Annotated in this window: 14 protein-coding genes; 5 read left to right on the top strand and 9 right to left on the bottom strand. The window is 66.5% G+C overall.

The annotated features are described in order from the left end of the window. Positions 1-52: 52 nt before the first annotated feature. From FBY33_RS04740 to FBY33_RS04725, 4 genes are all read right to left on the bottom strand, one after another. Positions 53-418: a metal-sensitive transcriptional regulator gene (locus tag FBY33_RS04740; protein ID WP_142029526.1), complete on the bottom strand. Its 366-nt coding sequence runs from the start codon at positions 416-418 to the stop codon at positions 53-55. Between the two features lie 284 nt (positions 419-702). Next, a complete protein-coding gene (locus FBY33_RS04735) occupies positions 703-1,215 on the bottom strand; it encodes a universal stress protein (protein WP_142029525.1) in 513 nt (170 codons plus the stop codon). 97 nt (positions 1,216-1,312) lie between these two features. After that, positions 1,313-2,125 carry a class F sortase gene (locus tag FBY33_RS04730; protein WP_142029524.1) on the bottom strand — a complete coding sequence of 271 codons (813 nt, stop codon included), beginning with the start codon at positions 2,123-2,125 and terminating at the stop codon, positions 1,313-1,315. A 102-nt stretch (positions 2,126-2,227) separates the two neighbouring features. Next, positions 2,228-3,253, bottom strand: a complete 1,026-nt coding sequence (locus FBY33_RS04725; protein WP_142029523.1) for a hypothetical protein — start codon at positions 3,251-3,253, stop codon at positions 2,228-2,230. A 279-nt stretch (positions 3,254-3,532) separates the two neighbouring features. Here FBY33_RS04725 and FBY33_RS04720 point away from each other — a divergent pair, with 279 nt between their 5' ends. The 3 genes from FBY33_RS04720 to FBY33_RS04710 all read left to right on the top strand — a co-directional run bounded on the left by FBY33_RS04720 (position 3,533) and on the right by FBY33_RS04710 (position 5,195). After that, positions 3,533-3,733, top strand: coding sequence for a hypothetical protein (locus FBY33_RS04720; protein ID WP_142032552.1), 201 nt, complete (start codon positions 3,533-3,535; stop codon positions 3,731-3,733). Between the two features lie 72 nt (positions 3,734-3,805). Continuing rightward, entirely contained in the window at positions 3,806-4,915 is a 1,110-nt protein-coding gene (locus tag FBY33_RS04715) for a WD40/YVTN/BNR-like repeat-containing protein (RefSeq protein ID WP_142029522.1), read from the top strand. Further along, complete coding sequence (locus tag FBY33_RS04710) at positions 4,875-5,195, top strand: MoaD/ThiS family protein (protein WP_442858316.1); 321 nt, start codon at positions 4,875-4,877, stop codon at positions 5,193-5,195. The genes FBY33_RS04715 and FBY33_RS04710 overlap by 41 nt, the downstream gene beginning before the upstream one ends. A 72-nt stretch (positions 5,196-5,267) precedes the next feature. Here FBY33_RS04710 and FBY33_RS04705 read toward each other — a convergent pair whose 3' ends face one another. The 4 genes from FBY33_RS04705 to FBY33_RS04690 all read right to left on the bottom strand — a co-directional run bounded on the left by FBY33_RS04705 (position 5,268) and on the right by FBY33_RS04690 (position 9,626). Continuing rightward, entirely contained in the window at positions 5,268-5,504 is a 237-nt protein-coding gene (locus tag FBY33_RS04705; protein WP_142029520.1) for a hypothetical protein, read from the bottom strand. A gap of 137 nt (positions 5,505-5,641) precedes the next feature. Beyond that, positions 5,642-6,868 carry a pyridoxal phosphate-dependent aminotransferase gene (locus tag FBY33_RS04700; RefSeq protein WP_142029519.1) on the bottom strand — a complete coding sequence of 409 codons (1,227 nt, stop codon included), beginning with the start codon at positions 6,866-6,868 and terminating at the stop codon, positions 5,642-5,644. A gap of 38 nt (positions 6,869-6,906) precedes the next feature. Then, positions 6,907-8,601 carry an alpha-amylase family protein gene (locus tag FBY33_RS04695; RefSeq protein ID WP_142029518.1) on the bottom strand — a complete coding sequence of 565 codons (1,695 nt, stop codon included), beginning with the start codon at positions 8,599-8,601 and terminating at the stop codon, positions 6,907-6,909. Beyond that, on the bottom strand, positions 8,598-9,626 hold the full coding sequence (locus FBY33_RS04690) for a TIGR03885 family FMN-dependent LLM class oxidoreductase (RefSeq protein WP_142029517.1): 1,029 nt from the start codon (positions 9,624-9,626) through the stop codon (positions 8,598-8,600). The genes FBY33_RS04695 and FBY33_RS04690 overlap by 4 nt, the downstream gene beginning before the upstream one ends. 162 nt (positions 9,627-9,788) lie before the next feature. Here FBY33_RS04690 and FBY33_RS04685 point away from each other — a divergent pair, with 162 nt between their 5' ends. Continuing rightward, entirely contained in the window at positions 9,789-10,712 is a 924-nt protein-coding gene (locus FBY33_RS04685) for an AEC family transporter (RefSeq protein ID WP_142029516.1), read from the top strand. Between the two features lie 62 nt (positions 10,713-10,774). Continuing rightward, the gene (locus FBY33_RS04680) at positions 10,775-11,863 is read left to right on the top strand and encodes an ATP-dependent DNA ligase (RefSeq protein WP_142029515.1); all 1,089 of its coding nucleotides are present in this window, start codon (positions 10,775-10,777) and stop codon (positions 11,861-11,863) included. A 150-nt stretch (positions 11,864-12,013) separates the two neighbouring features. Here the strand turns inward: FBY33_RS04680 and FBY33_RS04675 are convergent, their stop codons facing one another. Further along, a complete protein-coding gene (locus FBY33_RS04675) occupies positions 12,014-13,333 on the bottom strand; it encodes an MFS transporter (protein ID WP_142029514.1) in 1,320 nt (439 codons plus the stop codon). Positions 13,334-13,400 lie beyond the last annotated feature (67 nt).

Genomic DNA, 13,400 nt, shown 5'->3' with positions numbered 1-13,400 from the left:
GCTTGCTCCTTTGTGGGGGCCGGCGGTGGCCGGGGTTTGGGTGTGAGTGGTGTCAGCGAAGGAGGCGGCCGATGGCGTCGGCGGCTTCCTTGACCTTGGCATCGATGGCCTCAGCGCGTGCTTCCGGGTCCGGTTCTGAGGCGGCACCCACCACGCAGTGGCCGATGTGTTCCTCGACCAGCCCGAGGCTGACGGCGTGCAGGGCCTTGGTGACGGCGGCAACCTGGGTGAGGATGTCGATGCAGTATTTGTCCTCATCCACCATCCGGGCAATGCCCCGGACCTGCCCCTCAATGCGCTTCAGCCGGCGAAGGTATGCATCCTTGTTTCCCGTGTAACCGTGGTGGACTGCACCGCCGGCCTCCGTGGCCGGAGCTTCAGCTGCCAGCGCCGAGACGGCTTCTTTGATAGCGTTCATGCAGTAAAGATATACCCCACGGGGGTATCATTACAAGTACCCCCGAGGGGTATGTTGCCGTCCGGCGGCAGATTTCAGGGCACAAAAAAGCTCCGGAGTGCGTTATTGGGGGATACGCACTCCGGAGCAGCTCTTGGGCAATACCGGTTTCCACTGGTGTGGACCGGCCTTGCTTGAATCAGCTTAGTGGCTGGTACCGGCCCCGCGCCAGCACCAGGAATAACTACTTTCGCTTTACTTTAAGCCGGCCTCCAACGTGCGTATTTTCCCCGGAATTCCACTGCTCAGGGCCTGTCCTCGTGAGCAGGCATCCGGTAGGGAACCACCAGCACCGGCCGGCCTTGGTGGTGGCTTAGCCACTGCCCCACCGAGCCGTTGAGGGCCTCCGACAGCCGGTGCGTGAATCCGCGTTCGGAGGTGCCCACAATGATCATTGGGGCGTCCACTTCGGCGGCCAGCTGGGCCAGGGCCCGGGCGGGGTCCCCCGTCAGGGTGCGGAAGGACCACTGGATGGACCTGCCGCCGGACGGGAGCTTGTCCACTGCTGCCTGGACCTGTTCCTTCAACTCCGTTGACAGTGCCAGCATGTCGTCATCTTTGTCCGGGTGCAGGGAAAGCCGGTGGGCGGAGCGGGCCGGATCCCATTCCACCAGGTAGCTGGCTTCGTCCACGTAGGCGCAGACCAGCGGCACGGAGAGCCGGGAGGCCAGCATGGCCGCAGCCCGGAGAACCTCCGGGTGCTGTTTGGGCATGATTCCCACCAGCAGCGGGGCGACGTCGAAGTTTTCCCATGTCATGCAGACAATTGTCCGCCCGCCCAAGGGGCTGTGAACAGGTACGTTGGGCCCTGCGAACCAGCGCGCCGAGGCCTAAGGGACGCCTGCAGTGAAGGCGTCAGGAAAGCGCGGGGTACGCAGTGACCACCACGTTCTTGCCCCAGGGATCCTCGGTGTAGCAGCTGATGAGGACCAGCCGGTTGGGCACCATGTCCCAGACGGTGCTGTCTTTGAGGCCGGACTTCGCGTAGGTGGTGATGCTGTCCACCCGGTATGTAATGGTTCCCTCGGCAGTCCCCACTTCCAGCCTGTCGCCGACGGCGGCCGCGGAGCTCAAGTGGTTAAAGGGGGCGTCCGCACCCTCCCAGCTGTGGCCAATGACGTAGGTAGTGTTGCCGGAACCCTTGCCGGGAATCCCGAACGGGGTAAGCCAGTAGCCGTCCTTGGTGGCCGGAGGTTCTATGGTCCGGCTGGATTGGGCTACGCCGTCAAGGTCCAGAGGGTGGACTGCAATGTCAAAGTCCGCGGCTGGGTAATGGATGCGGACGGGCGGGGCAGCAGCAGGAAGTTCGGGCCCTGCCGCTCCCGGAGAGCCCGGCGTTTGGGCTTCCGCAGGGTTGGCCGGCACAGCTGCCCCGGCCGGTCCGCCGGTCTCCGCGATCGGAGCTGCCCCGTCCGCGGCCCCGCCATCAGAGGGTGCCGTGGCCGCAGGGGCATTCCCGGCAGCAGGCAGCGGTGCGGGGTGGGCGAGGGCTGTGGGGTGGGAAAGGGTTGCGGGGTGGGACAAGGCCGAAGGCTGGAACAGGGGAGCGCCGAACGTGAACGACAGGAAGGCCAGGAATCCACACACCAGGATGGCCAGATCGCCCCGGTTCCACCGCAGGATGCCGCGCCGCAGGGGCGCTGCGTGCTGGCTTCGGTGCTGGCGCATTGCATTCCTTAGGGGTCGGCGGAGGTGGAAGGAAGGCGTCCTGCCGGGCACTGGCAGAACGCCTTCCTTGTCAGAGGGCCACCTGTAGTGGCGGTGTTCCGGCTAGCCGGCGGTGTGCATCGGACGCGACTGGCGCCGTACTGCCACCGCGGTCCCTGCGGCAGCCAGCGCTCCCAGGCCTACGAGCCAGCCGGGCAAGCCGTCAGGTGCTCCCACCGCCGTCTGGGCGTTGTAGCCCTGGTTGGTTCCGACGGCGGCCGGGGCCGGGACAGCAGCCTTGGGTGCGGCAGTCGGCTTCTTGGCGGGGACTGTAGCGTTCGGAACCACAGTGACGAGACCTGTTCCGGTGTTGGTGTTTATGCCGGTGGTGGTGTTTCCACCGGTGGTGTCGCCGCCGCCGGTCTCGCCGCCTGTGTCGCCGCCGGTCTCGCCGCCTGTGTCGCCGCCGCCTGTGTCGCCGCCACCGGTGTCGCCGCCTGTGTCGCCGCCACCGGTGTCGCCGCCGGTGTCGCCGCCGGTGTCGCCGCCGCCTGTGTCGCCGCCGGTGTCGCCGCCGGTGTCGCCGCCTGTGTTTCCACCGCCGTTGCCGCCGCCTGTGCCGCCGCCGTTGCCGCCGCCGTTGTTGGTTCCGCCGTTGCCGCCGCCGTTGCCGCCGCCGTTGTTGGTTCCGCCGTTGCCGCCGCCGTTGCCGCCGCCGTTGCCGCCGCCGTTGTTGGTTCCGCCGTTGCCGCCGCCGTTGCCGCCGCCGTTGTTGGTGCCGCCGCCGCCGCCGGTGCCGCCGCCGTTGTTGGTGCCGCCGCCGCCGGTGCCGCCGCCGTTGTTGGTGCCTCCACCTTCGCCGCCGTTGCCGCCGCCGTTGTTGGTGCCTCCACCTTCGCCGCCGTTGCCGCCGCCGTTGTTGGTGCCTCCACCTTGGCCGCCGCCGCCGCCGGCGTTGTTGGTGCCGCCGCCGGTGCCGCCGCCGTTGTTGGTGCCTCCGCCTGTGCCGTTGATATTGAATTCCAGCGGTATCAGCGCGCCTCCGTCCGAGGGGGCGAGCACCGCCCGGTCGGAAGCCGCGATGGCAGGCGCTGTGAGGCTGATAAGGCCGAGCCCTACCACCCCCATTGTTGCTAAGGTGCGTTTCATTTTTTCTCCCCATATGTGTGTGAAACGGACCATGGTGAGGAAAGGCCAGCGGTGACGCCGTATGCCCCAGCAGCACGGTCAGCTTGCTTTGAGATTTCAGGCTAGGGGCGCGTCCTGCGGCAGTCGCCAGTAGGGAGTACTCGTCTTTATCGGGCGCTGACCAGCCACGTTACCTGCCAGTACCCTAAGCACCGCCTGCGTCCACCTGCTTCCGCTGCAGCACCTTGTCCGCCGCCGGGGCCACGCCTAACGTTTAAATCAACCCGGGAAGGGGGAATGATGGAAATCTTCATGTGGTGGCTGGACCTGGACCTCGACAGCAAGGAGTGGCTGCGCGGGAACCTCCGCGCCGACGAACTGCCGCTCCCGGTCCTCCAGGGCATTGCCGAAGCCGGCGGCCCGCACCCCGGCAATCCCGCCGCCGTACTGACGGCTGCGGACTGGGACTTCATCGAAACGCAGTCCGAGTTCGTCGACTGAAGCCCCTGCCGGATCGGTAGGGGGGCACTGCAGGGGTGAAAAGCATTGCGGGCGGGCCCCTGCGGTGGTTGCATGGAGCGCATGGCAACGGCGGCAGAATCATTCGTCCTGGCAATCGGCACCAAGAAAGGGCTCTGGCTGGCCACCAGCCGGGACCGGCAGGAGTGGTCCTTCACGGGACCGCACTTCCTCATGGCGGAGATCCCCAGCATCGGAATCGACACCAGGGAGGGCCGCACCCGCATCCTGGTCGGTGTCCGCAGCCCGCACTGGGGACCAACGGTTGCCCACTCGGATGACCTTGGTGCCACCTGGTCCGAGCCGGAACAGGGCGCAATCACCTTCCCGGAGGACACAGGGGCGGCACTTGAGCGCGTCTGGCAGATTTACCCGGACGCCGATTCCCGTCCCGGAGTTGTGTGGGCGGGAGCAGAACCGATTTCCGTCTGGAAATCCACGGACGGCGGGGAGCACTTCGAGTTGAACCGCGGCCTGTGGGACCACCCGCACCGCACTGAATGGGGAGCAGGCTACGGCGGGGCGGCGGCGCACTCGATCGTGGTCCAGCCGGCCGGGGAAACGGTGCATGTTGCCATGAGCACCGGCGGCGTGTACCGGTCGCTCGACGGCGGCACCTCCTGGGAAGCACGCAACAAGGGCATCTCGGCCTACTTCATGCCGGACCCCAACCCGGAGTTCGGCCAGTGCGTGCACAAGATCGCCGCGGATGCCGCGGTGGAAGGACGCCTGTACGCCCAGAACCACCACGGGGTCTACCGGACGGACGACAACGCAGACAACTGGAACTCCATCGCGGAGGGCCTGCCTGCCGACTTCGGCTTCGTGATGCTCACCCATCCGCGCCGGGACGGCACCGCCTGGGTTGTTCCGCTGAAGGCCGACGGCGAACGCATCCCTCCCGAAGGAAAGCTCGCCGTCCACCGCACGGACGACGCCGGGAACACCTGGAAGCGCCTCAGTACCGGACTCCCTGAGCACGAATACAACAGCGTGCTCCGGGACGCGGCGGCCGTGGACACCGCAGATCCCACCGGGGTGTACTTCGGTACGCGCGGCGGGACGGTCTATGCGAGTGCGGATGAAGGGGAGACGTTCAGGGAGGTGGCTTCCCACCTGCCGGATGTCCTGTGCGTCAGGGCAGCCGTGGTGGTCGGTGGCTGAGATTTCGCTGCTGCTGCCCAGCGTCCTGCAGCCCCTGGCCGGCGGGCAGTCGGTGCTGACTGCGCCCGCGGACGGGCCGGTGACGGTAAGAAGCCTGCTTGATGCGGTGGCCTCCGACTATCCGGTGCTGGGCCGGCGGCTTCGTGACGAAACCGGCGCGCTGCGGCGGTTCGTCAATGTTTACGTCAACGGTGACGAGGTGCGGCGGTTGCAGGGCCTGGATACCGAGGTGGCGCCGGGCCAGGACGTCCTGGTGATCCAGTCTGTCGCAGGCGGCTGAGAGGCTGAATGTGAGACGGGTAAGGCGCGGGCAGCCCTTACTGGCTACGCCCGCAGCCTCACGTCCAGTTCGCTATGCCACACGCCAAACGCTGCACTCGTCTGTATTAATTGCCTTCCGGACCCCCGTGATCCGGTCCAGGATCCACACCACTCCGATGCCGGGCGCCGTTTCCTGCACGCTGCCGCGGCGGATCACCACGTCGTCGTAGGAAGGTCCCACGGAGAGGCGGGCTTCGATTTCGTCACCGCGGTGGAGCTGGTCCAGTGCGCGGATTCTGGTTACATGCGTGGTCGCTTTCTTCAACATCGGGGGCCTCCTGGCTGGAGCTGGTGCCGGCTCTTGCCTGCACTACCCAGTGTGGGCCGCGAATGTTGCGCAGCGGTTTCCCCGCGGTTAGCGTGCGGTTAGTTCTTCGCGCCGCACCGGTTTCATGTCTGTCGCTTTCAGGCGTCGCTGCCGTTGCGGTAGGCGGCAAGGAAGGTGGAAATCCTCCGGACAGCTTCTTCAATGTCCAGTACCGAGGGAAGGATGACGAACCGGAAGTGGTCCGGCGCGGGCCAGTTGAAGGCCGAGCCGTGGGAGATCAGGATCTTTTGGTCCCGGAGCAGGTCCAGGACGAATTTCTCGTCGTTGGCGATCGGATAGAGTTCCGGGTCCAGGCGCGGGAACAGGTACATGGCGCCCGACGCCGGCACACAGGTTACGCCGGGGATGGCAGTCAGGAGCTGGTGGGCAAGGTCCCGTTGCTCGCGCAGCCTGCCGCCGGGCTGCACCAGGGCCTCGATGCTCTGGTAGCCGCCCAGGCAGGTTTGAATGGCGTGCTGGGCGGGAACGTTGGCGCACAGGCGCAGCGAGGCCAGCAGCTCAAGGCCTTCACGGTATGCGGCGGTAGCGGCAAGCGGCCCGGTGATGGCCACCCATCCCGCCCGGTAGCCCGGCATCCGGTAGGCCTTGGACAGGCCGCTGAAGGTCAGGCAGCACACGTCCTCGGCCACGGAGGCGGTGTGGATATGCGTTGCGTCCTCGTAGAGCACCTTCTCGTAGATCTCGTCAGAGAACAGGACCAGGTTGTGCTTCCGGGCCAGCGCCGCGAACTGTTCCAGGATGTGGCGGGGGTAGACGGCACCGGTGGGATTGTTCGGGTTGATGATCACGATGCCCTTGGTGCGGCTGGTGATCTTTGCTTCCACGTCTGCCATGTCCGGCCACCAGTTCTCCGCCTCGTCGCAGAGGTAGTGCACCGGCTTGCCGCCGGTCAGGGTCACGGCGGCGGTCCACAAGGGGTAGTCCGGGGCCGGGACCAGGATTTGGTCGCCGTTTTCCATGAACGCCTGAAGGCTCATGGAGATCAGTTCGCTGACGCCGTTGCCGATCACGATGTCCTCGACCCCGATGTTCATCAGGCCACGCGTCTGGTAGTACTGCGAGATGGCGGTACGTGCCGTGAAGATGCCCTTTGAGTCGCTGTAGCCCTGGGCGCCGCGGAGGTGGTGGATCATGTCCACCACCACGGATTCCGGCGCCTCCAGGCCGAACGGCGCCGTGTCCCCGAGGTTCATCTTGAGGATCCGGTGCCCCTCAGCCTCCATGTTCTTGGCAGCCTGCAGGACCGGGCCCCGGAGTTCGTACCGGACGTTTTCAAGCTTGCTGGAGTGCTGCATTGCGTGCATGGTTGATCTTTTCACAAAGCACGACGGCGGGCGGCGGGTTACGGTGCCAGCCGGTCGCCTTTGCGGTGCACGCGGAACCAGCGGCAGCCGTAGCGTCCCAGTTCCACCGTGAAGCTGCCGTCGGGCTCCAAGGGGGCGTTGCCGCCGTCGAACAGGTCCAGCAGCATGGCGTCCCGGTAAGCCTGGGGCGGGCCATCCTCCGGTCCCACCCGTCCGGTGACCTTCACCTGCTCTTCGCCGAAGTTGTGCAGCAGCACCAGCGTGCCGCCGTCGGAGCTGCAGGTGTGGGCAAAGACCGCAGATTCCGGCTGGTCGATGATCCCGAACGAGCCCCATCCCAGCTCTGGTGCCTCGCGGTAGCGCGCGATCAGCGTAGCCATGAAGTTGAACAGCGATTCCGGGTCCCGCTTGGCCGCAGCGGCGTTGACGTTCTCCGGCCCGTATTCACCGCGCACCAGCGGGGCCACCAGCTCTGATGCCTTGGCATTGGAGAAGCCGCCGTTCTTTTCAGTGTTCCACTGCATGGGCGTGCGCACTGCGGCGCGGCTCTTCTGCCGGAGGTCCTCACCCATGCCGATCTCCTCGCCATAGAACAGCACCGGGGTGCCGGGCAGCGAGAACATCAGGGAATACACCATGCGGATCCGCTCCTGGTCTCCGCCGAGCATCGGAGGCAGCCGCCGCCGGAGGCCACGGCCGTAGATCTGCATGTTCTTCTCCGGCCCGAACGCGGCGAAGACTTCCTGGCGCTCGCCGTCGCTGAGCTTGTCCAGGGTCAATTCGTCATGGTTGCGCACGAACATGGCCCATTGGTTGTCCGGGTTGATCGGCGGCCTGCTCTTGAGCGTCTCGGCAAGCGGGCGCGCATCCTGCCGGGCAAGCGACAGGTAGATGTGTTGCATGGCCAGGAAGTCGAACTGCATGTTCAGTTCGTTGCCCTCGGGGCCGCCGTAGTATTCCAGCTGCTCCTTGTAGGGCAGGTTCACCTCCCCCAGCAGCACGGCGCTGCCGTTGCGCCGGTTAATGAAGCTCCGCAGCGCACAGAGGTACCCGTGCGGGTTGATGTTCGCTGCCTCGTCCTTGGGTGCGCCGCGGGTTTCCAGGAAGAACGGCACGGCGTCCAGCCTGAAACCATCAAGCCCCAGTTCCAGCCACAGTCCCATGGCCTTGGCGATCTGGTCCCGCACGCCGGCATTGGTGACGTTGAGGTCAGGCTGGTACTTGGCGAACATGTGCAGGTACCATTCGCCGGTGGCCTCATCAAGGGTCCACAGCGAGTTCTCCTCCCCAGGGAACACCACCTCCGAGGACGTGTCCGGGGGAGTGTCCTTTCGCCACACATAAAAGTCGCGGAACGGGTTGTCCGTGGATTTCCGGGCTTCCACGAACCAGGGGTGCTGGTCCGAGGTATGGTTCACCACGAAGTCGGCGATCACCCGCATGCCCCGGTCCTTCGCGGCGCGGATGAATTCCACCAGGTCGCCCAACGTGCCAAGGCGGCGGTCCACGCCGAAGAAGTCCGTGACGTCATAGCCGTCGTCTCGGTCCGGGGACGGGTAGAACGGCATCAGCCAGATGCAGGTCACGCCCAGCGCAGCGAGGTAGTCCACCCGCTGGGTGAGGCCGGCGAAATCGCCGGTGCCGTCGCCGTCGTCGTCAAAGAACGTCTCCACGTCCAGGCAGTAGATCACCGCGTTCTTCCACCACAGGTCCGAGGTCTCGGCGATCCTCATGCCGGGGTGTCCGACGCCGGGCTGGCGGTTGCCGCCGCAAGCTGCGGTTCCGCGCTGGTGGGGTCAGGGGTGCGGACCTGCGGGAGTACCTCAGCGGCGAAGGCGTCGATGAATGCATCCTGCCGCTGCCCCACGAAGTGCAGGTACAGCTCATCGAAGCCCAGGTGCACGTATTCGGACAGCCAGTCCGCGTGCGCATTGAGGCTGGCGGAAACATTGACCGCGCCGCGGACCTGTTTCTCGCCCACGTGCTCGCCCACGCCGTCGAAATGCCCCGCGGAGGGCAGGTCCCAGGGGATGGGCGGTGCGAACGTGTTGGTCCGCCACTGGTCCAGGGCGACGGCCGCCGCCTCCTGCTCGCTGCCGGCCCAGGACAGGTGCACCTGCAGCACCGCCTTGCCCTTGCCCCCGTTGTCGCGGTAAGCGGCGAGCATGTCCCGGAGCTTCGGCGCCGGCTGGTTGACGGTGACCAGGCCGTCCGCCCAGGCTGCCGCGCGCCGGGCCGTGTCCACGCTGATGGCAGGGGCGATGAGCGGGGGCGGGGAGTCGGGGACGTCCCAGATCCGCGCCTGCTCCACGGTGACGAGTCCGCGGTGGCTGACCTCCTCCCCGCGGTGCAGGCGGCGGATCACATCCACGCACTCTTCGAGCCGGCGTTGGCGGATGTCTTTGGCCGGCCAGGCGTCGCCGGTGATGTGCTCGTTCATGTTTTCGCCGCTGCCGGGGGCGAACCAGAACCTGCCCGGGAACATGCAGGCCAGGGTTGCGGAGGCGTGGGCGATGATGGCGGGGTGGTAGCGCTGGCCGGGAGCGGTGACAACGCCGAACCGCAGGCTGGTGGTGGCCAGCGCCGCGCCCAGCCAGGACCAGGCGAAGCCGGAGTGCCCCTGCCGGGCGGACCACGGCTCGATGTGGTCGGAGCACATGGCCGCGTCAAAGCCGGCGCGTTCGGCGTGCTGGACGTCCTTGAGCAACTGGCCGGGACTGATCTGTTCGTGGGATGCGTGGAAGCCGACGGTAACCATCGTTAAGCTGTACCGTCCCGCAGGGCGGCCTGTCGAGGGGTACCCGGCCATTTGGTGGACAGGTGGCGAAAGCGCGGGCTGCTTGTCCGATAAGTTTAGGACTTGTAATACTGTGCCCTGCCGGGGCGCAGGGTGCGGCGGAACGGGAAGGAAGTACCCCACGTGGGCGGTGTGCTCATTGGACTGGCGGTGATCGGCGTGGTGATCGCCGTGGGCTATATCGCTGCGCGGTGCGGGTTGGGCGATGAACCCACCATCTCGGCCCTGACCCGTACCGCCTTCTTTATTACCAACCCCGTGCTGCTCTTCACGGTGGTGCTGAAATCGGACCTCTCCGTGGTCTTCTCCGCCTATGTTCCGCTCGCCCTGATTACGGCGGCCGTCACCGCGCTTCTTTATGTGGCCGCCAGCCGGATCTGGTTCCGAAGGCCGCTGGCCGAGACGGCCATCGGTGCGATGGCCGGCTCCTACGTCAACGCCAACAACATCGGCATCCCCATTACGTTGTACGCCCTGGGGGACGCCACCCCCGTGGCTCCGGTCCTGTTGGTCCAGCTGCTTCTGTTCGCCCCCCTGGTCCTGACCCTGCTGGACCTCTCCGAAGCCGGCCGGTTCTCGCCCCGGCTCATGCTGACCCAGCCCTTCCGGAACCCCATGATCATCGCCTCGCTCCTGGGCGTGGTCCTGGCCGCGTTCCATGTGCAGCCCCCGGCCCCGGTGATGGCACCGCTGACACTCCTGGGCGGCGCGGCCGTCCCCGTGGTGCTGCTGGCATTCGGGATGTCGCTGCACGGAACCAAAATGCTGCGAAGCGGCGGCCACACGGCCGAAATCCTCACTGCCACGGCACTCAAGTCCGCGGTGATGCCGGCGGTGGCGTTCGTCGTCGGCCGCTTCCTCTTTGACCTGGACCACCGCATGCTGCTGGGCGTGGTGCTCATGGCGGCGCTTCCCTCCGCCCAGAATGTGTTCCTGTTTGCCAGCAAATACGGGAAGGGCGTGGCGGTGGCACGGGAAACCATCCTGCTCTCCACCGCCGCCGCAGCGCCCGTGCTGGTCCTGGTGGTCTGGCTGCTGGCCGGCTGAAAACCTTCTGGGCACCGTGGCGCCCTACCGTCCAGGGTGCGGGCCGGGCAAGAATGGGCACTATGGAACTTCCCGTGATGCCGCCCGTCCCGCCCATGCTCGCCAAGGCCGTCAGCGGTATTGACGGCATTCCAGGAAGTGGTGACCTTAGCTACGAGCCCAAATGGGACGGCTTCCGGTCCATCATCTTCCGTGACGGTGATGACCTGGAGATCGGCAGCCGCAATGAAAAGCCCATGACCCGCTACTTTCCGGAGCTCGTGGCCGCGCTGAAGGAAAACCTTCCGCAGCGCTGCGTGGTGGATGGCGAGATTATCCTGGTGGGCGCCTCCGGCGACCGGCTGGATTTCGACGCCCTGCAGCAGCGCATCCACCCCGCCGCCAGCCGGGTAAAGCTGCTGGCCCAGCAAACGCCGGCAAGTTTCGTGGCGTTCGACCTCCTTGCACTGGACGGCGACGACTACACCGGCAGGCCCTTTTCCGAGCGGCGGGCGGCGCTGGAGAAGGCGCTCGCGGCCAGCAGCGCTCCGGTCCACCTGACCGCCGCCACCACGGACAAGGATACCGCCGCCCAATGGTTCGAGCAGTTTGAGGGGGCCGGGCTGGACGGCATCGTGGCCAAGCGGCTGGACGGCCGGTACGAACCGGACAAGCGGGTGATGTTCAAGGTCAAGCACGAGCGCACCGCGGACTGCGTGGTGGCGGGCTACCGGCTCCACAAGAGCGGCCCGGACGCCATCGGTTCCCTGCTGCTGGGCCTCTATAAGGACGACGGCGGCCTGGCCAGCGTGGGCGTGATCGGCGCCTTCCCCATGAAGCGCCGGAAGGAATTGTTTGACCAGCTCCAGCCGCTGGTCACGGATTTCGACAACCACCCCTGGGCGTGGGCCAAGCAGGAAGAGGGGGAACGGACCCCGCGGAACGCCGAAGGCAGCAGGTGGAGCGCCGGGAAGGACCTGTCCTTCGTTCCGCTGCGGCCCGAACTGGTGGTGGAAGTCCGCTATGACCACATGGAGGGCGACAGGTTCCGCCACACTGCCCAGTTCAACCGGTGGCGGCCGGACCGGGACCCGGAATCCTGCACGTACGAACAACTGGAGGAACCGGTCAACTTTGACCTGGCCTCGGTGCTGGAGACCGGCAGGGGGTAGCCGAGACCCCCGCCGTCGTGCATTCCTGCCCGGTTACTGCCGCCGTTCCACTGCGGATCGCACGCAAAAGCCCGCCACCTCCGGACGTTTCCGGAGGTGGCGGGCTTTGACTAATCAGTAACTGGGCAGGAACGCCCGCGTGTGTCGCCGCTACTTCAGGCCCAGCAGCTTGGTGGGGGTCCGGAAGGACTCCTTGGCGGTCAGGGCGGATACTGCGGCAATGGTGCAGATGATGGCGGTGAAGATGCTGATCTGCACCCATCCGCCGGGCTTGATGCCGCCCATGGCAGCCACGATGGCCGGTGCGAAGCCTGCCATCAGGAAGCCCAGCTGGGTGCCGATGGCCAGGCCGGAAAAGCGGACCTTGGTGCTGAACATCTCGGCGTAGAAGGACGGCCAGACGGCGTTGGAGGCGGCGTAGCCGAAGGAGAAGAAACCGATGGCGGCAACGAACATCAGCGGAATGCTGCCGGATTCCAGGCTGAGCAGGAACAGCGGGGTCAGGATTGCGCTGGCCACGGCGCCGTAGATGAAGACGGGCTTGCGGCCGATCCTGTCCGCGAGCTTCCCGAAGAGCGGCTGGGTGCCCAGGGCCACCAGGTTGGCGCCCACGACGAGCCAGAGGGTGGTGGTGCCGTCCACTCCGGCGACGGTCTTGGCGTAGCTGATGGCCAGCGTGCCGAACACGGTGGAGACAGCGGCGATGAAGGCGCAGGCGACAACACGCAGGACGTCGCGCCAGTGGCCCTTGAGGAGGTCGGCGACGGGAAGCTTGGAGATCTGGGCGTTCTTCTGGGCTTCCTCGAATGCCGGCGGTTCGTGCAGCGTGCGGCGGATGAAGAAGGCAACGATGACCACCACGGCGCTGAGCCAGAACGGGATGCGCCAGCCGATGCCGTACTTGACCTCATCCGGCAGTGCCAGGACGGGGATGAAGACCAGGGCGGCGAGGATCTGGCCGCCCTGCGTACCGGTGAGGGTCCAGGAGGTAAAGAAGGACCGCTGGTTGTCCGGGGCGTGCTCGAGGGTCATTGAGGAGGCGCCGGCTTGCTCACCGGCGGCGCTGAGGCCCTGGCAGAGGCGGGCGATCACCAGGAGGGCCGGAGCCCACCAGCCGACAGTCCGGAAGTCGGGGAGGCAGCCGATCACGAACGTCGATGCGCCCATGAGCAGCAGGGTGAACATCAGGACCTTCCGGCGGCCCACCCGGTCACCGAAGTGGCCCAGGATGATGGCGCCCACGGGACGCGCTACATAGGCGAACCCGAAGGTGGCGAAGGACATGATGGCAGCGTTGGTGTCTGCATCGGGGAAAAAGACCTTGGGGAAGATCAGCGCCGCAGCGGATCCGAAGATGAAGAAGTCATAGTATTCGACGGCGCTGCCCAGGAAGCTGGCGAGGGCGGCCTTCTTGGGCGTCCCGGCGGAGGTGAGGGCACCCGCCCCGGCGGACGGAAGTGTCTGGCTCATGGTGTTCCTTTGGTGTGACGACATTGTCGCGGATGTGGATCTGGGGGTCGCAGCCGCCGCTGCCTTG

The organism is Arthrobacter sp. SLBN-112 (assembly GCF_006715225.1).
Classification (GTDB): domain Bacteria; phylum Actinomycetota; class Actinomycetes; order Actinomycetales; family Micrococcaceae; genus Arthrobacter.
This window is presented reverse-complemented; position numbering and strand designations above follow the sequence as displayed.

Excerpts from the sequence above, each read along its gene's own strand:
- FBY33_RS04725 (WP_142029523.1), bottom strand. The coding sequence starts at position 3,253 with ATGAAACGCACCTTAGCAACAATGGGGGTGGTAGGGCTCGGCCTTATC.
- FBY33_RS04710 (WP_442858316.1), top strand. The coding sequence starts at position 4,875 with ATGTCCTGTGCGTCAGGGCAGCCGTGGTGGTCGGTGGCTGAGATTTCG.
- FBY33_RS04675 (WP_142029514.1), bottom strand. The coding sequence starts at position 13,333 with ATGAGCCAGACACTTCCGTCCGCCGGGGCGGGTGCCCTCACCTCCGCC.
- FBY33_RS04735 (WP_142029525.1), bottom strand. The coding sequence starts at position 1,215 with ATGACATGGGAAAACTTCGACGTCGCCCCGCTGCTGGTGGGAATCATG.
- FBY33_RS04705 (WP_142029520.1), bottom strand. The coding sequence starts at position 5,504 with ATGTTGAAGAAAGCGACCACGCATGTAACCAGAATCCGCGCACTGGAC.
- FBY33_RS04740 (WP_142029526.1), bottom strand. The coding sequence starts at position 418 with ATGAACGCTATCAAAGAAGCCGTCTCGGCGCTGGCAGCTGAAGCTCCG.
- FBY33_RS04695 (WP_142029518.1), bottom strand. The coding sequence starts at position 8,601 with ATGAGGATCGCCGAGACCTCGGACCTGTGGTGGAAGAACGCGGTGATC.
- FBY33_RS04690 (WP_142029517.1), bottom strand. The coding sequence starts at position 9,626 with ATGGTTACCGTCGGCTTCCACGCATCCCACGAACAGATCAGTCCCGGC.
- FBY33_RS04700 (WP_142029519.1), bottom strand. The coding sequence starts at position 6,868 with ATGCACGCAATGCAGCACTCCAGCAAGCTTGAAAACGTCCGGTACGAA.
- FBY33_RS04715 (WP_142029522.1), top strand. The coding sequence starts at position 3,806 with ATGGAGCGCATGGCAACGGCGGCAGAATCATTCGTCCTGGCAATCGGC.
- FBY33_RS04680 (WP_142029515.1), top strand. The coding sequence starts at position 10,775 with ATGGAACTTCCCGTGATGCCGCCCGTCCCGCCCATGCTCGCCAAGGCC.
- FBY33_RS04720 (WP_142032552.1), top strand. The coding sequence starts at position 3,533 with ATGGAAATCTTCATGTGGTGGCTGGACCTGGACCTCGACAGCAAGGAG.
- FBY33_RS04730 (WP_142029524.1), bottom strand. The coding sequence starts at position 2,125 with ATGCGCCAGCACCGAAGCCAGCACGCAGCGCCCCTGCGGCGCGGCATC.